This window comes from Ruegeria sp. SAZD013, from assembly GCF_059612525.1.
The window spans coordinates 154,127-172,565 of sequence record NZ_JBXWQT010000019.1; the positions used below are offsets into that span (position 1 = coordinate 154,127).

An 18,439-nucleotide genomic window follows, 5' to 3' on the forward strand; every position below is an offset into this window, starting at 1 on the left:
CTCGACAATAGTTGATAAGCCTCTTCAGACCAACTTGCTAAAGACGATGTCCACTCTGGGCGCCTCGCACCCGTTCAGAGCCATCAGACACCAAACCGGGTTTCACTCGTGTCAACCCAAACCCCATCCGGTGATATCCGCGTCCCGCAAATCATCCGCTCTACGCCCATAGCCTGTGCCGCCTCGAACGCTGCTGCATAGGACGGGTCGATATCCGCGGCCAGCGCGAACCGGTCGCAATCGGTGCGTTGCACCAGGTACAGCATGATCGCCCGGTGCCCCTGCGTTGCCATCTGTGCCAGCTCGCCCAGATGTTTGGTGCCGCGGCCGGTGACGCTGTCGGGGAACTCGGCCAGACCGGGCTGACGGGAAAGGGTCACGCTTTTGACCTCGACATAGGCATCTGGCAGACCGGGGCCGCTCAGCAGGAAGTCGATACGGCTGTTTTGCCCGTATTTCACTTCGGGTCGGACGGTTTCATAAGCGGCCAGCTCGGGGATCTCGCGCGCCTCAAGTGCTGCCCGCAAGGCCCGGTTCGGGACGGAAGTATCGACCCCGGTGAAATGCCCGTTTTCGTGATCCACCAGCCGCCACCCGAATTTCAGCTTTTTCTTAGGGTCGTCGTTGGGCTCAAGCCAGATTAACTGGCCCGGCTCGGCCAGCCCCATCATGGATCCCGGATTGGCGCAATGGGCGGTGACTTCGCGCCCGTCGTCCAGCCTGCAATCGGCCAGAAAGCGTTTGTAGCGACGGATCAGGCGGGCGGGGATAAGAGGGGTTCCAAAACGCATGTCTCACGGCCTATACCTGCCCCTGAAGACGATCAAGAGGAGTCCGCGCCATGGCCAATCCAACCGCAGCAATGCTGGTGATCGGGGATGAAATCCTGTCGGGCCGCACCCGCGATGCAAACATGCATTATCTGGCGCAGGAGCTGGCAAAACACGGCATTGATCTGAAAGAGGTTCGCATCGTCAGCGATGACGCCCCCGCCATCGAAGCGGCGGTCAAAGCGCTGTCTGACAGCCACGACACCGTCTTTACCAGCGGCGGCATTGGCCCGACCCATGACGATATCACCGCCGATTGCATTGCGCGCGCCTTCGACACCCCGATTGACGTTCGCGACGACGCGCGCGCGCTGTTGCAGGCGCATTACGACAAATCCGGGCTGGAACTGAACGCCGCCCGCCTGCGCATGGCGCGTATCCCGGATGGCGCGACATTGATCGACAATCCGGTCTCGACGGCGCCGGGTTTCACCCTGAAGAACGTGCATGTGATGGCCGGGGTGCCGCTGGTGTTTCAGGCTATGGTCGCCAGCGTCCTGCCCACGCTGACCGGTGGCAGCCCCTTGTTGTCGCAAACCCTGCGCGTGGACCGGGGCGAAGGCGATATCGCCGCAAACCTGTCTGCGCTGGCCGAGGATTTCAGCGATCTGTCCATCGGTTGCTATCCGTTTCAGATCAACGGGGCCTTTGGGGCCAACGTGGTGGTGCGCGGCACCGATGGCAGCCGGATTGACGCGGCCATGACCCGTCTGGCGAAAGAGCTTGCGCTTTGAGCGGCGACTGGGCTGACATCGTCGACGGCACATGGCCTGCCGCGCGGTATCGCAGGCTGGGGCCGTTTCAGCTGCGCGAAGGGCAGGGCGGTGGCTCGCGTGTTTCTGCGGCCAATGCACTGGCCCCGGCCAGCGATGCCGATATCGACGCGGCCGAGGCCGCGATGCAGGCCATGGGGCAGAAATCCATCTTCTGCCTGCGTCCGGGGGATGAGGCGCTGGATGCAAAGCTGGCGCAACGGGGATATGACATCCTTGATCCGGTCAACATCTATACGTGCCCCGTCTCTCACCTCACCGATCAGCCGATCCCTCCGGTCATGGTGTTTTCGGTCTGGGAGCCGCTTGAAATCATGCGTGAAATCTGGGCGGCCGGTGGGATCGGGCCCGAACGTCTGGCGGTGATGGAGCGCGCGAAGGGTCCCAAAACCGGTTTGCTTCTGCGCCACAACGACAAGCCCAGCGGTGCAGCCTTCGTAGCGATGCACGACGATGTCGCGATGCTTCATGCGCTTGAAATCCTGCCCGCGCACCGCCGTCAGGGGCTGGGTCAGTGGACCATGCGCGCCGCGGCGATTTGGGCAGGTGACAACGGCGCTCAAAGCCTCAGTGTGATCTGCACCAAGGCCAATGAAGGTGCCAATGGTCTCTATCGCGCCCTCGGGATGGAGATCGCCAGCGAATACCATTACCGTCACCTTGTCTGAGCAAAAGGGGTCGCCATGACACAGAAAGACATGCCCACCGCGCTGAACCTGCCCATGGTCGATCCACTGCCGCCGGAAACGCAGAAATATTTCGATATCTGTGTCGAAAAGCTGGGCATGGTGCCGAATGTGCTAAAGGCAAACGCCTTCGACATCGACAAGCTGAACACGTTCACGGCTATGTATAACGATCTGATGCTGGCCGACAGCGGCCTGTCCAAGCTGGAGCGCGAGATGATTGCCGTGGTCGTTTCGTCGATCAACAAGTGCTTCTACTGTCTGGTCGCGCATGGTGCCGCGGTCCGGCAGCTTTCGGGCAACCCGCAACTGGGTGAGATGCTGGTGATGAATTACCGTGTTGCACCGATCGAGCCCCGGCAGCGCGCGATGCTGGACTTTGCCGCCAAAATGACAACCGCCAGCGCCGAGATCGAAGAACCCGACCGCCAGAAACTGCGCGATGCAGGCTTTACCGACCGCGATATCTGGGACATTGCCAATGTTGCCGGGTTCTTCAACATGTCCAACCGGGTGGCCAGCGCCACGGCAATGGTGCCCAACCCCGAGTATCACGCGCAGTTTCGATGATCCGGTCAGCCGCCCTCATTGCCACGCTTTTTGCGGGGCCGGTTCTGGCGCAGGACCTGACCCTGCCAGCCAGCGCCCGCCAGATCAGCGACCGCACCTCGCCGTTGGACAGCTATGACCTGCCAACGGGGCCTTTTGCGAATGGCGCGGTGCCTGCTGACACCCTCGAAGGCCGGGTTGAACGCTACACGTGGCGGCTTCAGGCGGGCTCCAGCACAACCCTCCAGCTACTGGCCCCGCTGCGCGACCAGATCGAGACTCAGGGCTACAAGATTCTGTTCGAATGTGATGCCCGCGCCTGTGGCGGGTTCGACTTCCGCTTTGGCACCGAGGTCGTTCCGACCCCGGACATGTACGTCGCCATTCAGGATTACCGTTTCCTGTCGGCCACCAAGGGGTCTGTTGCCCTCAGCCTGCTGGTCAGCCGCAACCCCCCGGACGGGTATGTCCAGATGATCCGCGTCACGCCCCAGAAAGCACCGGACCCTGTTCCGGTCGTGATCGAACAGGCTGTCGAGGGGTCGGGCGGGCTGCTCGAAGCACTGGCAACATCGGGTCACGTGATACTGGACGATCTGCATTTCCCAACCGGTGAGGTTGCGCTGGACGAGGGGACTTATGCCTCTCTGACCCTGCTGGCCGGATATCTGGCCGAAAATCCCAAGATGCGCCTGGCGCTGGTGGGGCACACCGATGACACCGGCGCGTTGCAGGCCAATATTGCGGTCAGCAAAAGTCGGGCCGAGTCCGTCCGCACCCGTCTGATTGATGCGCATGGCGTGGCCGCCGACCGGATCGAGGCACAGGGCGTCGGCTATCTGTCCCCGCTCACATCGAACGCAACCCCCGAAGGGCGAGAGCTGAACCGCCGGGTCGAGGCGGTCTTGCTCGTCAACTGACCCACCACAGGTACAGCGGCAATCCGACCGTGATGTTGAACGGAAAGGACACACCCAGCGACAGGGTCAGATAAATCCCGGCCTCGGCCTTTGGCAGTGCGATTTTCATGGCGGCCGGAACCGCGATATAAGACGCCGAGGCCGACAGCACCATGAATAGGAACAGGCTGCCTTGCGGCAATCCGATTACCGCACCGACGGCCCAGGCCATCAGCGCGCCGATCAGGGGCATCAATACGCCAAAGGCGAACAGGCCAACCGACAGTTTGTCGCGATTGCTGATCAGGCTACGCCCCGCCGAAAGGCCCATATCCAGCAGGAACAAGCACAGGATGCCGGTGAAAGGCGTGACGATGAAAGGCGCGATCATCTGCATGCCGTCACCCCCGGTAATGGCCCCGATCAGGAACGCCCCGGTCAGCAGCACAATTGATCCATTGGCCAGCAGATCACGCCACAGCTTGTCATCCTTGACGCCATTTCCGCCGGTCTTGTGCGCCAGCCACAGCGCCGACAGAATGGCCGGTACCTCCATCGCTGCCGCCACCGCTACCATGAACCCGTCATGGGCAAGACCTACCAGATCCAGCAGACTGGTGGCGGTGACAAAGGTGACAATCGAAATCGACCCGTAATGCCCTGCGACCGCCGCAGCGTTCAACGCATCCAGCCGTGTCATCATCCTCAGCAGGGCAAAGGCCACGAAGGGGATGGTAAAGGACAGGGCCACTCCGCCCAGCAGGGTCAGGAACAGTTGCAAATGGATGCCGTGCGCGGCCAGGCTGGCACCGCCTTTGAACCCGATGGCCAACAGCAGGTAGAGCGACATGAACTTGGCCGCGCCCGCCGGGATAGACAAATCGCTGCGCACAAAAGCGGCCAAAAGCCCTAGGGCAAAAAACAAAATGGTGGGCACCAGCAGGTTGCTGGACAGCGTCTCGATCACTCCGGGCATACTTGACTCCTGATCCCTCGTTTCAGGGCTAGGTGCCTTGCAAAATTGATATCGCCAAATACTATCTTGTTAAGTTTAATATAGTTTCAGGTTATGAAATGCGCCCAACCCTGCGCCAATTGGAATACATCGTCACGGTCAGCCGCCTCGGGCGGTTCAGTTTGGCCGCCGAAGTGCTGAATGTCAGCCAACCCAGCCTGTCGGCGCAAATTGCAACCGTAGAACAAGAGCTTGGCGTTCGGATCTTTGACCGCAATCGCGGCGGAATTCAGGTGACCACAAAGGGGGAAGAGTTCATCTCGCGCGCGCAAAGGATCCTTGCCGAGGTCAAGGACCTGCGCCACGCCATGACCAACGATATGCCGGTTGGAGGAAGGTTGCGGTTAGGCGTTTTGCCTTCGATCGGGCCATACCTGTTGCCGCAAGCCATCAAAGAGGTGCACCGCCTGCGCCCCGGATTACGCATTGTCGTGCGCGAGGAAAACACCCGCGATCTGGAACAGGGCCTGAAATTTGGTCGATTTGACCTGATCCTGTCAACGCCCGAGGATCACCCCAATACCGTGCAACACCGCTTGTTCAACGAACCCCTCTGGGTCGCGGTGGCCGTTGACGACGTTCTGGCGCAGGACCCACAGGGCGTCAGTGCCGCCGACTTGCAGAACCGGCTGTTCCTGACCCTTGACCAAAGCCACCGCCTGTCGCGCATCGTCTATGCGCTGGCAGCGGAATGCGGCGGCGTGGTTTCGGATGAATATGAAGGCACGACGCTTGATTCCATTGTTCTGATGGCGGCTTCGGGGGTTGGGGTTGCGGTTCTGCCTGATCTTTATGCTCGCAGACAGGGGATCTACCGCGACGAGGTGCGCCTGCGACCGCTGTCCATTCCCAATGCCAATCGCGATATCGCATTGCTGGCGCGCAATGCCGAAACGCCGCCGCCGGGCCAGAACGTATTGATGGAAAGCCTGCGCTCTTCCGCGCGATCCATTGGTCTGACGGTGATCGGTTCATAAAAAAAGGCCCGCACTTTGACATGCGGGCCAAAGGTTGGTCTTCAGGGAGAAACTACCAATCCATCGGGCTTTTGTCTTCGAACGCATCGACCAGGAAATCGATGAAGGCCCGGACTTTGGGTTGTGTGAAGCGGCCGGGCGGGTAAACGGCGTAAATGCCTTGTACCTCGTCCGGCAGGGACGGCATGGCATCGACAACCTGCCCCGATTTCAACGCCTCGGCATAAAGATAGCTGGGCAGATACGCGATCCCCAGCCCCGAAATGGCCGCGTTCAGCAGCGACTGTCCGTCATTCACGCTCAGCCAGCCCGCGGTGCGCACCTGACGCTTTTCACCGGACGGTGCGGTCAGCTTCCAGACATTGCCTGACGACTGGCTGGAATAGTGCAGCAACTTGTGTTCGTTCAGATCGTCGATCTTCTGCGGGCGTCCGAACCGTTCGATATAGCTGGGCGCGGCAACCATGCGTTTGACCGTTTCGGTCAACTTGCGGGCGCGCAACGTGCTGTCTTCCAGCTCGCCGATGCGCACGGCCACGTCAAATCCTTCGGAAATCAGTTCGACATAGCGGTTGTTCAGAACCATGTTCACGGTGATGTCGGGGTAGACGGCCAGGAAATCGGACAGGACCGGTGACAGATGATTGACGCCGAAATCCGTGGCAACGCTGATGCGCAGCAGTCCAGACGGGGCCGATTGCATCGATGTGACCAGCGAATCCGCTTCACCCGCATCATTCAGAACGCGACGTGCGCGGTCATAATAGGCCAGGCCGATTTCCGTCGGCGACACCCGGCGCGTGGTGCGGTTCAGCAACCGGGCCCCCAGACGCGCTTCGAGGCTCGAGACGTGTTTGGACACGGCCGATTTGGAGATGCCCATTTTCTTGGCCGCATCGGTGAAGCCACCCTGGTCCACCACATTGGCGAAGGCTTCCATTTCGGTCAGTCGGTCCATACTCGTTCCCCAGATATTGATTTCCAACCCGACTATCGCTCTGAATCTGGGCGGAATCGGGGCATACATGGGATAATATCAGGGATTTGAATCGGATCGTTTGCGTATGAGAAACGCGGAAACAGTAGTTTCCAAACCGGTCCTGAACCCTGCGATACTGCGTTTTCCGCGCAATTATGCGTTTCTGTTCATCTTAGAATGGCATTTTTGTGACCACAGACGGGGTCAAGAAATCCGTTTTCACCATCGCAGTCCTTGCCTGCCGAAGGGTGCCGTTCTGGCCCGCAACTAAGTGATCCGCCGTCCAACGGTGATGACGTGGATCAAGCGGAGTTTTGCAACGGCCTTTGGCGCATTGGGTGCAAAACTCGCGCTGTCCGACTGGGAAACGCTAAACCGGGGCGATCAGAATTCCGCCGCCAGCCGCGTGCCCTGATTGATCGCGCGCTTGGCGTCCAGTTCGGCGGCGACATCCGCACCCCCGATCACATGGGGGGTGATGCCCCGCTCGATCAGCGTGTCCGCCAGTGACCGTTCGGACACCTGACCGGCACACAGCACGATGGTGTCGGCCGCGATCACCGTCGGGTCCGCGCGCTCTTCGCCAAAGCTGACATGCAAGCCGTCATCGTCGATGCGCTCATAATTCACGCCACCCACGAAATTGACGTTCTTCATCTTCAGTGTTGCCCGGTGAATCCAGCCTGTGGTTTTGCCAAGACCTTTGCCGTGCGCCTGTTTCTTGCGCTGCAACAAGGTGACCTGACGCGCGGGGGCGCTGGGTTGCGGCCCCTCGGGCGCCAACCCCGCACGGTGTTCAGCCGGGTCCGTCACGCCCCATTCCTTCATCCACAGTGGCAGGTCGGTCGTGGCGCTGTGACCCTCTTCCAGCAGGAACTCGGACACATCAAAGCCGATGCCACCGGCCCCGATCACGGCAGCAGACTTGCCAACCTCGGCCTTGCCGCGCAGCACGTCGATGTAACTCAGCACGTTGTTCCGATCCTGCCCCGGTATCTGCGGATCACGCGGTCTTACGCCGGTGGCGATGACTACCTCGTCAAAGCCGATCAGGTCATCTGCGCCAACCTCGCGGTTCAGTTCCACCTTCACGCCCAGATCATCCATCATGTTGCGGTACCAGTCGACCAGTCCCCAGAATTCTTCTTTCCCCGGCACCTGCTTGGCCATGTTCAGCTGCCCGCCGACCTCATCAGCGCGGTCGAACAGGGTGACGTCGTGACCGCGCTGGGCCGCGATCATTGCGGTCGACAGACCGGCAGGGCCTGCACCCACAATGGCAATGGATTTGCGCGTTTTTGCCGGTTCAATCACCAGTTCGGTCTCATGACAGGCGCGCGGGTTCACGAGGCATGAGGTCAGCTTGCCACTGAACGTGTGATCCAGACAGGCCTGATTGCAGGCAATGCAAGGCGCGATCTTTGCCGCCTGATCTGCCATCGCCTTGTTGACGAAATCTGCATCCGCCAGCATCGGGCGGGCCAGCGAGACCATGTCGGCGCAACCGGTCGACAGAACCTCTTCGGCCACCTCGGGCGTGTTGATCCGGTTTGATGTGATCACCGGTATCCCCACCTTGCCCATCAGCTTCTTGGTCACCCAGGCAAAGGCCGCACGCGGCACGCTGGTGGCAATTGTGGGAATCCGCGCCTCGTGCCAGCCGATCCCGGTATTGATGATCGTGGCCCCGGCCTTTTCGATCTCCTGCGCCAGTTGAACCACCTCGTCATGGGTCGAGCCGTTGGGGACCAGATCGATCATCGACAGCCGGTAGATGATGATGAAATCGGTGCCCACCGCCTCACGCGTGCGGCGCACGACCTCTATCGGCAGACGCATCCGGTTCTCATAAGACCCGCCCCAGCGGTCGGTGCGCTTGTTGGTATGGGTCACAAGGAACTGGTTCAGGAAGTACCCCTCGGACCCCATGATCTCGACCCCGTCATAGCCCGCCTTTTGCGCCAGTACGGCGGCGTTGACGATATCGCTGATCTGCTTCTCGATGCCCTCTTCATCCAGCTCAGTGGGCGGGAACGGAGAGATCGGCGATTTCACCGGGCTGGGGGCCACGCATTTCGGCCCGTAGGCATAGCGCCCCGCGTGCAGGATCTGCATCGCGATCTTGCCGCCCGCTTCATGTACGCGCTGCGTCACGATGGAATGGTGCGCCACGTCCTTGTCGCTCACCATCATCGAGGCCCCCGGCAGGACCGAGCCTTCAAGGTTCGGACCTATCCCGCCTGTCACCATCAAGGCTACGCCACCCCGCGCCCGATCCGCATAGAACTCGGCCACCCGGTTCCAGTCGCCGGTCTCCTCAAGCCCCGTATGCATCGAGCCCATCAGCACGCGGTTTTTCAACGTGGTAAAGCCCAGATCCAGCGGGGCCAGCATATTCGGGTACGCAGTCATGGCGGAACTCTCCCTCCTGAATTTGCCCGCTAGATTGACGTTCGCGTCAACTTTGTCACGCGAAACCCCACGTCACCCTCTTTGCTGTAGCGCCGGTGATTGCTAGAGGTGGGCGAAACAACCCGATGAGGCCGCGCATGACCCCCGAAGAAATCGCCAAACTGCCCTATCGCCCCTGCGTCGGGCTGATGCTGATGAATGCCGAGGGCAAGATTTTCGTGGGACAGCGCAACGACCGCCACGCGGACGCCTGGCAAATGCCGCAGGGCGGTGTGGACAAGGGCGAAGACCCCCGCGTCGCGGCCCTGCGCGAGCTGTGGGAAGAAACCGGGGTCACAGCTGATCTGGTCGAAGTCATCGCCGAAACCGAGGGCTGGCTGCCCTATGACCTGCCCCATAACATCGTGCCCCACATCTGGAAAGGACGCTATCGCGGGCAGGAACAGAAATGGTTCCTGCTGCGCTTCACCGGCGCCGACGATCAGATCAACATCGAAACCGACCACCCGGAATTCACCCGCTGGAAATGGCAGGAGCCCGACCGGCTGATCGCCGAAATCGTGCCCTTCAAGCGCGATGTGTATGAGCGCGTGGTCGAGGCTTTTTCCGACTATCTAAACGAACTCTGATCGCTAGGGATGCTTTTCAGGTTGTTCCGCTAAGCGGGACGAAACGGACACGCAACAATACACAAAACTGCGCACTCCCATTGGAGCCACGTTCAAAACCAAGATGGGTAGCACTGCATCAAGTACTGAACGTCCAATTCACTTTGAAATGCCTCAGGGTGGCTTTGCATCATTTCTTGAATGAACTCCCGTCGTTGTCGTGTCGCTTCATGGGTGTTCTCGCAGCACCGCGAAGGATCAGGGGTACGTTCAAACAGTTTGTGCAACAATCTGAAAGGTTTCCAAGTATCGAGTTGTGGGGTGATGTGCAAAGTCATCGTTAGCCACCTTGGTTCATGGGTTCTCCATTCAGGTTATTGGCCAGCATCACCTTCTGGTATCGTGCTTGAATTTGTGCTGTTCTGCATAAATGCAGAGCGAGAATTGGAACTGGTCCGATGTACGCGTTTTTCTGATGGTCGTCAGAGAGGGGTCGACGCTGGCCGCTTCTCGCAAACTCGGCATGGCCCAACCTACTGTGGCTAGGCGTATCGATGCATTGGAACATGCAGCCGGACTAGTTCTGTTCGAGCGTGACACCAGAGGCTTCAAACTCACGAAAAACGGACTCAATCTCGTCAAGAGCGCCGAGACGCTCGAAGCCGCAGCAAATATGTTTGCCAGACATGCAGGTGAATTGGCGGCAACAAAACCCATTCGTATCACTGCATATTCAGCGAACTTCTCGCCGCGAATGGTCGATATTGTCAATGAATTTTCAGCAAGTAACCCCGGCATAGCGTTTGAGTTCTTGCCTTCAGTGAGAGCTCTGGACCTGATGGCAGGTGAAGCAGATATAGCGCTACGATTGGTGCGGACTGAACCTGACCAAAATTTGATTTCAAGGAAGATTAGCGACGCGAAGTGGTCGCTGTTTGGTGGGAAAAGTTATGAGCAGGAATTTGGATTACCCACCTCATCTCAGGATTTGAAAGGCCACAGGTTCGTCACGTTCCAAAGAGGGGACGTCCCCAACGTTTTTCACCATTGGTTAGTTGAACGCATTGAGCCCCAGCAGATTGTGGCGACCTATAGCGAACTGGACTTAATGCATTCGGCGATCAGGGCGGGTCAAGGGTTGGGAATAAGCAACGTGAAGTTGCTTGAGCCGGACAAAACCCTCATCAGGTGCTTCGACGAGATCGAGGAGCTGTCAGCGCCACATTTGTTGTTGGTTTCACCAGATGCCTACCGACGACCTGAAGTTAGAGCCTTCGTCAAATATTTCGCACCTCGCTATGCGGTAATTTTTAAGGAACAAGCCACCTAAGGCTGAATGAAGCTGCAGCCGACAAGATTGCGAGTTCCCTTCTGAGATGAGAGTTGACGTGGTCCACCTTGGACTCAAAGCAACCCTTCTTCCCGCAACAATTCCAGCATATCCGCCTCGGGTCTCGGGCCGATATGGCTGATAACCTCGCGGGCACAGACGTTGCCGATCCTGGCACAGGTCTCGTAGTCGCGTCCGGTGGCCATTCCGTACAGGAACCCCGCAGCGAACTGGTCACCGGCACCTGTTGCATCTACAGGGACAATCTTCTTGACCGGCACGTCGATGCGTGAGCCTCCGTTCAGGACGGTCACCCCGTCACCCGATCGCGTGCAAACCACCAGCGGGCAAATCTCGGCGGTCTTGATCAGCGCCTCTTCCAGATCGTCGGTTTCAAACAGCGATTTGATTTCGGCCTCGTTGCCGATGACGAAATCCAGCTCATTCTCGATCAGCAGCAGGAAATCGACCCGGTGCCGTTCCACGCAGAACGGGTCGGAAATGGCGATCCCGGTCTTGCCGCCGCCCCTGTGGCAGGCGCGCGCGGCCTCAAGAAACGCGGCCTTTCCCTTTTCCTTGTCGAACAGATAGCCCTCAAGGAACATGATCTGGCTGCTTCCGGCGACCTCATCGGGCACGTCATGCGACGACAGTTCCGAGGAGATGCCCAGATAGGTGTTCATCGACCGCTCGCCATCGGGCGAGACAAAGATCATCGAGCGCGAGGTCGGCAATTCCCCGCCCGGAACAGGCGGGTTCACGAAATCGACGCCATCTTCGTTCATCGCATCCGCATAGAACCGGCCCAGCGCGTCGTCATGCACCCGCCCGATAAAGGCGGCATCCAACCCCAGCGCACCCGCGCCCGCAATCGTGTTGGCAACAGACCCGCCCGGCGTCTGTACCCGGCCCTCCATCGAGGCATACAGCAGCTCGCCGCGCTCCTGCTCGATCAGCTGCATGATGCCCTTTTCAATGCCCATCAGTTCCAGGAAACTGTCATCGGCCTGCGAGATCACGTCCACAACGGCATTTCCGATACCGGTCAGCTGGTAGGTTTTCATAATGTCTTGTCCTCGAATTGACAGAGATCACGGATGATGCAGGTCGGGCATTGCGGCTTGCGCGCCTTGCAATGGTACCGGCCATGCAGGATCAGCCAGTGATGCGCATGGAGTTGAAAATCGGCGGGGATGTTGTCTTCGATGGCGCGCTCGACCGCGTCCACGTCCTTGCCAGGGCAGATGCCGGTGCGGTTGCCGACGCGAAAGATATGCGTGTCCACAGCCTGCGCCGGCTGCCGCCACCACATGTTCAGCACAACGTTGGCGGTCTTGCGCCCGACACCCGGCAGCGATTGCAGCGCTGCACGGGAATTTGGGACTTCACCGCCATAGTCTTCGACCAGAATACGGCTCAGCTTGATGACGTTCTTGGCCTTCTGGCGGAACAGGCCGATGGTCTTGATATGCTCGATCAGGCCCTCCTCGCCCAGATCCAGCATCTTTTGCGGCGTATCGGCGATCTTGAACAATTCGCGCGTGGCCTTGTTGACCCCCGCATCGGTTGCCTGCGCCGACAGCGCCACGGCCACGACCAGCGTGTAGACATTCACATGCTCAAGCTCACCCTTGGGTTCGGGGTCGGCCTCCTGAAAGCGCGTAAAGATCTCGCGGATCGTATGATAGTCGAGTTGCTTTGCCATCCGGGCCTTAATGCCGCCCGAGGGGCCGCGACACAAGCCCAAAGCCAATGCGCAAGTTCCGGGTCGCGGCAGCGTGTCGCGCGCGCTATGGTTTGTGCCAGACAATGAGGTGCAACCATGAACGTCCAGACCCCCGAAAGCGGATACCACTATAACGTCATGCGCCGGGCAATCGACCTGATTGATCAGGGCGGTGAAACCCTCAGCCTCGATGAGTTGGCCCGCCAGATGGATATGAGCCCGGCGCATTTCCAGCGCCTGTTCTCGCGTTGGACTGGTGTGTCGCCAAAACGGTATCAGCAATACCTTACGCTGGGCCATGCAAAGGCGCTGCTGCGCGAACGGTTCACCACGCTTGAAACCGCCCATAATGTCGGCCTGTCCGGCAGTGGCCGCCTGCATGATCTGTTCCTGAAATGGGAATCCATGAGCCCCGGCGAATACGCCCGCAAGGGCACGGGTCTGACGATCTACTGGGGCTGGTTTGAATGCCCCTTTGGTCCCGCGCTGGTCATGGGCACCGACAAGGGGATCTGCGGCATCGCCTTCGGGGCCGAAACCGGAGAGAAGGCGGCGATGGAGGATATGGTCTCGCGCTGGCCCAACGCGGATTATGTCGAAGATACCATGCGTCTGCGCCCCTGGGTTCTCAGCGCTTTCGGCACGGCCCGCGACCGGTTAGAGCCGACGCCGCTCTACCTGATCGGCTCGCCCTTGCAGATCAAGGTATGGGAAGCACTGATGCACATCCCGTCGGGGCAGGTGACGACCTATTCCGAGATCGCGCAGCGCGTGGGTTCGCCGCAGGCCGTGCGCGCCGTGGGCACGGCGGTCGGGCGAAACCCGGTCAGTTGGCTGATCCCGTGTCACCGCGCCCTGCGCAAATCAGGGGGGTTGGGCGGCTATCACTGGGGTCTGCCGGTCAAACGGGCCATGCTGGCCTATGAGGCGGCGCAGGCCGACGCCTGATTGACAGAAGGCCCGACCGCTGCCAAAAAGCAACGCAGGTTCGGGTCCCCTGCCGTTCGCGGCCATAGGCTTTGGTGAAACCCGGTTGAACAAACATCTGTTGCCCTTTCCCGGCGCGCGGATGGTAATGCGAACCCCGTCCTAAACTCGCGCCCGTTCAAGGAAACGAGGCAAAACATGACACTGTCACAAGACATCGCTCCGCTGGAGGAGCTGAAAGAGCAGGCCAAACGCCTGCGACGGAAACTGCACGACACCGGCGTTCAGCTGTCGCACGGTCAGGCCCTGGAACTGGTGGCTCATCAACATGGGGTGCGCGACTGGAACACATTGCACGCGATGGCGGGCAACCGGATGCGCTTGCGCGTGGGCGACCGGGTCGAAGGTCGATACCTGGGCCAGCCCTTCACGGCGGAAATTCGTGGTCTGACCATGCTGGGGGACGGTGCACACCGCCGGGTGACCCTACAGTTCGACACGCCTGTCGATGTAGTCCGGTTCGACAGTTTCTCGGCCTATCGCCAGCGCGTGACAGGAGAGATTGGCTGGGACGGTCGTTCCCGTCGCCATACGTCCGACGGGGAACCCCAGCTAGTGGTGCGGCCTGTCTGACATAACACGGGCGAGGCAACCGCGTTGCCTCGCCCTCTCATCTTGCATTGCGCTGGGTGTATTATTCAGCCGCCCAGCCGCCGACGGATTTGACTTCCAGAAAGTCTTCCAGCCCCCAAACGCCACCTTCGCGCCCGTTGCCGGATTGCTTCATCCCACCAAACGGAGAGCCCGCGCTGCGCGACTGGCCGTTCATCTCGACCATGCCCGACCGCAGAACTCGCGCCATGCGGTTGGCGCGCGCCTTGTCCTGCGTCTGCACATAATTGGTCAGGCCATAAGGGGTGTCATTGGCGATCTCGATGGCCTCTTCCTCGGTGTCGAACGGGATCATGGTCAGGACGGGGCCAAAGATTTCCTCGCGCGCGATGGTCATCTGGTTGTTGGCATCGGCAAAGACCGTGGGGCGGACATAATAGCCCTTGTTCAGCCCCTCAGGGCGTCCGGTGCCGCCCGCGACCAGCCGCGCCCCTTCGTCGATACCTTTCTGGATCAGGTCCTGAATCTTGGTCCATTGAACCTCATTCACGACGGGTCCGATATGGCGGCCCTCGTCTGCGGCATTGCCCACCGTGACCTTGCTGGCGACCTCGGCCGCGATCTCAACGGCCTGATCATAGATCGGGCGCTGCACCAGCATCCGGCTGGGGGCATTACAGCTTTGGCCGGTGTTGTTCATCATATGCAGGACGCCGCGTTTGACAGCCTTTTCATCGGCATCGGCAAAGACCACATTGGCGCCTTTGCCGCCCAGCTCCAGATGCACTTTCTTGAGCGTTTCCGCCGCGTTCTTCGAAATTGCCGTACCCGCACGGGTCGAGCCGGTAAAGCTGACCATATCCACGTCGGGATGACCCGACAGCTGCGAGCCAACGCCCGGGCCATCGCCGTTCACCAGATTGAAGACACCGGGCGGGAACCCTGCCTCGTCCATCATCTCGGCAAAGATCATCGCATTCAGCGGGCTTTGCTCGGATGGTTTCAGAACCATCGTGCAGCCCGCAATCGCCGCCGCACCGACCTTGAGCGTGACCTGGTTCATCGGCCAGTTCCAGGGCGTGATCAATGCGGCCACGCCAACCGCCTCATAGATGATCCGGTCATTCGGGGCGTGATCCCCCAGAGGGCGTTCAAACTGAAACGCCTTGGCCGCGCGGATGAAGTTCTGTAAATGCCATGTGCCTGCACCAACCTGCTGGCTGCGCGACATGTCAATCGGCGCACCCATTTCCAGCGACATGGCCTGCGCCAGATCTTCCGCGCGGGTCTGGTAGATGTCGATCAGCTTCTCGACCAGTGCGATGCGGGTCTCCACCGGCGTTGCCATCCAGCCCGGCAGGGCGGCCTTGGCGGCGGCAACCGCCGCATCCGTGTCGGCCTGACCACCCAGCGAGATCACCGCGCACGGCTCCTCGGTCGAGGGGTTGATGACCTCGAAATCATTGGGTTGCGACGGCGCGACCCATTGACCATTGATATAGAAATTCCGTTTCTCGATCATCCTGAGCCCTCCTGTCGGTTCAGCTAGAATCCGGCTGTTCGCCGACACTCTGTCACCCAAGCGAAGAGGGAGCAATAGATAATTTGATCAAATTATTTTTCCAGTGAAACCGGCAAATTCCTTGGCCGCGACCACGATGAAAGGTTTAACCTTCGCACAAAGTGATTAGGTTTCAGGCAATCGACTCGGATTTTCAACAGGAAAGGAAGTAGCCATGGGTTTGCGCATCAACGATACGGTCCCGAACTTCACCGCAGAAACAGATCAGGGCACCATTCAGTTTCACGACTGGATTGGCGACAGCTGGGCCATTCTGTTCTCGCACCCCAAGGATTTCACGCCTGTCTGCACCACCGAATTCTCGGCCGTCGCGCAGCTGAACGACGAATGGGCCGCGCGCAACACCAAGGTGATCGGCGTGTCGGTTGACGGTGTTGAAGACCACAAGAAATGGAAGAAGGACATCGAGGAATACGGCAAGGCCAATCCCAGTTTCCCGATCATCGCTGATGACGGTCTGGCCGTGTCGAAAGCCTTCGACATGCTGCCTGCCGAAGCTTACCTGCCCGATGGCCGCACCCCGGCGGACAGCGCCACCGTGCGGTCGGTCTTTATTATCGGCCCGGACAAGCAGCTGAAACTGTCGATGACCTATCCGATGACCGTGGGTCGCAACTTTGCGGAAATCCTGCGCGCGCTGGATGGGTTGCAGATGTCGTCGAAAGGTGTCGCAACGCCCGCCAACTGGGTGCCGGGTGAAGACGTGATCATCCCACCGTCTGTGTCGAACGAAGACGCCAAGGCCAAATTCGGCGCGTTCGAGACGATCTTCCCCTATCTGCGCAAGACCAAAGCGCCGTCCTGAGGCGGTTCCCGGGTCAGGGGGGCTGTCTGCCCCCCATCGCGCCTGCCGGCACAATTCCCCCCGAGGATATTTGGGGCCAGATGAAGCAGGCGGGGGCAGGATGACATGAGAGAAACCTGCCCCTAGACCTCAGAACTTGTACCGAAGCCCGAAATTGACACTGAACGTATCCAGATCGTCTTCGACAATGCCGGTCAACGCGCCGTTCGGGGCCAGTCGCCGCGACGAGACGTCAAAGGCGCGGGCATAGCGGGCGTCGACGGTAAAGGCGGTTGACGGGTTGATCTCGTAAGCCACACCGGCGATCAGCTGCGCGGCAAAGGTGGTGTCGCTGTCATCCAGTACCACACCCGGCCCATAGGCAAAATCCAGATCCGAATAGGTGGCCCCCAGACCAAACCCGGCATAGGGCGTCAGCGCACCCGCCTGTTTGAAATCAAACAACACATTGGCAAACAATGAGGTCTGCGTGACATCGCCCGAGATATTGCCCTCGGCCCCCGGCCCGTTGCCCGAGAAGTTCACACCATCCACGTCGCTGTCGCGGTAAGACAGCTCCAGCTCAATCCGCGTGCCGAACCTGTCATTGGACCATTGCGGGATCTCCTTGCCGATGGCCACGCCCAGACCGAACCCCGCGTCGAACTCCGTGTCGACCGATTGCGGCGCGCCGCCGATCGTGCCCGCGAAATCGCTGTCCTGCAGCTGGCTGTACCCGACAAAGCCCTGAACATAGGTGCCGTCGCCCAGGCTCTGCGCGGCAAGCGCCGTCGCGCTGACGGCGAGGGCCGTTGAGGTAAGTAAAACGTGCTTGATCATGATTGTCTCCGTTGCTCCAAACTCTGCTTGGCTTCGATGTGGGCGGGCTTGGCGGAAAGGAAAGGCGCGGGGTTATCACTTCGTTTCACAGGGTTTTGGACGCGCGTGAATGAATAGATCCGGGGCTGGGCAGGCCCGTTCATCTGCCGTCTCACGGCCCTCAGGTTCTGGTTCGGGGCAATTTGTGATAAGATGTTCCGGGGCAAAACTCAGGCATAAGACCAATCACCTAGGGCTGTCGGACTGTACTTAGCGGGAGAAGACCATGGCTTTTACAGATTGGTATGTTGAAGGAGAGAGTTTCGGGAACTGCAATTGCGGCTATGCCTGCCCCTGCCAGTTCGAAGAGTTGCCGACCCATGGCGATTGCCGGGGGTTCGAAGTGCTTGAGGTGACCAAAGGGCATTTCGGCGACACCGACCTCAGCGGGACCAAGGCCGCGCTGATCTATGCCTGGCCGGGGCCGATCTTTGAAGGCGGCGGCGAGATGCAGGTGATCGTCGATCCCGCAGCAACCCCGGCACAGCGCGACGCGCTGGAAAAGGTCTTTCACGGCGAAGAAACCGAAGAAATGGCGACGCATTGGTACGTGTTCAGGGCAATGTGCGAGACGGTCCATGACACGCTCTACCTGCCGATCGAATTCGAGATGGACCTCGAAGAACGCACGGCCAGCGTTACCGTTGGTGATGTCCTGAAATCCACCGGACAGCCGATCCAGGCCCCACATGGCGGCGGCGCGCATCGGGTCCGCATCGATATCCCCGGCGGGATCGAGTTTTCCATTGCCGAGATCGGCAGCGCCTCGACCCGCTCTGATGCCGCGATCAAGCTGGACCTGAAGGACAGCTATGGCCAGTGGCATCTACTGAAACACGGGCCCGGCGGGGTTGCCCACTGATCGGCACCC

General features: G+C 59.9%; 19 protein-coding genes. 11 read left to right on the forward strand and 8 right to left on the reverse strand.

The features are described from left to right. Window positions 1-83: 83 nt before the first annotated feature. Window positions 84-791 (reverse strand): DNA/RNA nuclease SfsA, encoded by a 708-nt coding sequence (gene sfsA, locus AC2FLU_RS05870; protein ID WP_480624867.1) that lies wholly within the window; start codon window positions 789-791, stop codon window positions 84-86. Window positions 792-841: 50 nt separating this feature from the next. Here sfsA and AC2FLU_RS05875 point away from each other — a divergent pair, with 50 nt between their 5' ends. From AC2FLU_RS05875 to AC2FLU_RS05890, 4 genes are read left to right on the forward strand one after another with little or no spacing between them, the layout of a single operon-like run. Further along, a complete protein-coding gene (locus AC2FLU_RS05875) occupies window positions 842-1,564 on the forward strand; it encodes a competence/damage-inducible protein A (RefSeq protein ID WP_480474277.1) in 723 nt (240 codons plus the stop codon). Further along, the gene (locus AC2FLU_RS05880) at window positions 1,561-2,271 is read left to right on the forward strand and encodes a GNAT family N-acetyltransferase (RefSeq protein WP_480518002.1); all 711 of its coding nucleotides are present in this window, start codon (window positions 1,561-1,563) and stop codon (window positions 2,269-2,271) included. The genes AC2FLU_RS05875 and AC2FLU_RS05880 overlap by 4 nt, the downstream gene beginning before the upstream one ends. Before the next feature lie 15 nt (window positions 2,272-2,286). Continuing rightward, window positions 2,287-2,859: a peroxidase-related enzyme gene (locus AC2FLU_RS05885; protein WP_480474275.1), complete on the forward strand. Its 573-nt coding sequence runs from the start codon at window positions 2,287-2,289 to the stop codon at window positions 2,857-2,859. Further along, on the forward strand, window positions 2,856-3,758 hold the full coding sequence (locus tag AC2FLU_RS05890) for an OmpA family protein (RefSeq protein WP_496808930.1): 903 nt from the start codon (window positions 2,856-2,858) through the stop codon (window positions 3,756-3,758). Before AC2FLU_RS05885 ends, AC2FLU_RS05890 begins: the two co-directional genes overlap by 4 nt. Here AC2FLU_RS05890 and AC2FLU_RS05895 read toward each other — a convergent pair. Then, window positions 3,751-4,713 carry a sodium-dependent bicarbonate transport family permease gene (locus tag AC2FLU_RS05895; RefSeq protein WP_480474273.1) on the reverse strand — a complete coding sequence of 321 codons (963 nt, stop codon included), beginning with the start codon at window positions 4,711-4,713 and terminating at the stop codon, window positions 3,751-3,753. The two genes, AC2FLU_RS05890 and AC2FLU_RS05895, sit on opposite strands and share 8 nt — an antisense overlap. A gap of 98 nt (window positions 4,714-4,811) precedes the next feature. Between AC2FLU_RS05895 and AC2FLU_RS05900 the strand changes: the two genes are divergently transcribed. Then, window positions 4,812-5,729: a hydrogen peroxide-inducible genes activator gene (locus AC2FLU_RS05900; RefSeq protein WP_496811904.1), complete on the forward strand. Its 918-nt coding sequence runs from the start codon at window positions 4,812-4,814 to the stop codon at window positions 5,727-5,729. A 52-nt stretch (window positions 5,730-5,781) separates the two neighbouring features. On the opposite strand, the gene AC2FLU_RS05905 is transcribed toward AC2FLU_RS05900, so the two are convergent. Beyond that, window positions 5,782-6,687: a LysR family transcriptional regulator gene (locus tag AC2FLU_RS05905; RefSeq protein WP_480474271.1), complete on the reverse strand. Its 906-nt coding sequence runs from the start codon at window positions 6,685-6,687 to the stop codon at window positions 5,782-5,784. A 405-nt stretch (window positions 6,688-7,092) separates the two neighbouring features. Then, window positions 7,093-9,120 (reverse strand): FAD-dependent oxidoreductase, encoded by a 2,028-nt coding sequence (locus AC2FLU_RS05910; RefSeq protein ID WP_496811905.1) that lies wholly within the window; start codon window positions 9,118-9,120, stop codon window positions 7,093-7,095. 137 nt (window positions 9,121-9,257) lie between these two features. Between AC2FLU_RS05910 and AC2FLU_RS05915 the strand changes: the two genes are divergently transcribed. Both AC2FLU_RS05915 and AC2FLU_RS05920 read left to right on the forward strand, forming a co-directional pair. After that, complete coding sequence (locus tag AC2FLU_RS05915; RefSeq protein ID WP_496808927.1) at window positions 9,258-9,749, forward strand: RNA pyrophosphohydrolase; 492 nt, start codon at window positions 9,258-9,260, stop codon at window positions 9,747-9,749. A gap of 409 nt (window positions 9,750-10,158) precedes the next feature. After that, on the forward strand, window positions 10,159-11,058 hold the full coding sequence (locus AC2FLU_RS05920; protein WP_480605464.1) for a LysR family transcriptional regulator: 900 nt from the start codon (window positions 10,159-10,161) through the stop codon (window positions 11,056-11,058). Window positions 11,059-11,132: 74 nt separating this feature from the next. Here AC2FLU_RS05920 and AC2FLU_RS05925 read toward each other — a convergent pair whose 3' ends face one another. After that, window positions 11,133-12,122, reverse strand: a complete 990-nt coding sequence (locus tag AC2FLU_RS05925) for an adenosine kinase (protein WP_480517990.1) — start codon at window positions 12,120-12,122, stop codon at window positions 11,133-11,135. Then, window positions 12,119-12,763: an endonuclease III gene (nth, locus tag AC2FLU_RS05930; protein WP_209505105.1), complete on the reverse strand. Its 645-nt coding sequence runs from the start codon at window positions 12,761-12,763 to the stop codon at window positions 12,119-12,121. The genes AC2FLU_RS05925 and nth overlap by 4 nt, the downstream gene beginning before the upstream one ends. Before the next feature lie 117 nt (window positions 12,764-12,880). Between nth and AC2FLU_RS05935 the strand changes: the two genes are divergently transcribed. Together AC2FLU_RS05935 and AC2FLU_RS05940 are read left to right on the forward strand one after the other, a co-directional pair. Then, window positions 12,881-13,732, forward strand: coding sequence for a bifunctional helix-turn-helix domain-containing protein/methylated-DNA--[protein]-cysteine S-methyltransferase (locus AC2FLU_RS05935; protein WP_480474266.1), 852 nt, complete (start codon window positions 12,881-12,883; stop codon window positions 13,730-13,732). 177 nt (window positions 13,733-13,909) lie between these two features. Then, window positions 13,910-14,344, forward strand: a complete 435-nt coding sequence (locus tag AC2FLU_RS05940; protein WP_480474265.1) for a glyoxalase superfamily protein — start codon at window positions 13,910-13,912, stop codon at window positions 14,342-14,344. Window positions 14,345-14,405: 61 nt separating this feature from the next. On the opposite strand, the gene AC2FLU_RS05945 is transcribed toward AC2FLU_RS05940, so the two are convergent. Then, window positions 14,406-15,845 (reverse strand): aldehyde dehydrogenase family protein, encoded by a 1,440-nt coding sequence (locus tag AC2FLU_RS05945; protein WP_480493952.1) that lies wholly within the window; start codon window positions 15,843-15,845, stop codon window positions 14,406-14,408. Between the two features lie 214 nt (window positions 15,846-16,059). Between AC2FLU_RS05945 and AC2FLU_RS05950 the strand changes: the two genes are divergently transcribed. Further along, on the forward strand, window positions 16,060-16,710 hold the full coding sequence (locus AC2FLU_RS05950; RefSeq protein WP_480517988.1) for a peroxiredoxin: 651 nt from the start codon (window positions 16,060-16,062) through the stop codon (window positions 16,708-16,710). A 129-nt stretch (window positions 16,711-16,839) separates the two neighbouring features. On the opposite strand, the gene AC2FLU_RS05955 is transcribed toward AC2FLU_RS05950, so the two are convergent. Further along, complete coding sequence (locus AC2FLU_RS05955) at window positions 16,840-17,529, reverse strand: outer membrane protein (RefSeq protein WP_480622595.1); 690 nt, start codon at window positions 17,527-17,529, stop codon at window positions 16,840-16,842. A gap of 265 nt (window positions 17,530-17,794) precedes the next feature. Between AC2FLU_RS05955 and AC2FLU_RS05960 the strand changes: the two genes are divergently transcribed. Continuing rightward, complete coding sequence (locus AC2FLU_RS05960) at window positions 17,795-18,430, forward strand: DUF1326 domain-containing protein (RefSeq protein WP_480482813.1); 636 nt, start codon at window positions 17,795-17,797, stop codon at window positions 18,428-18,430. Window positions 18,431-18,439 lie beyond the last annotated feature (9 nt).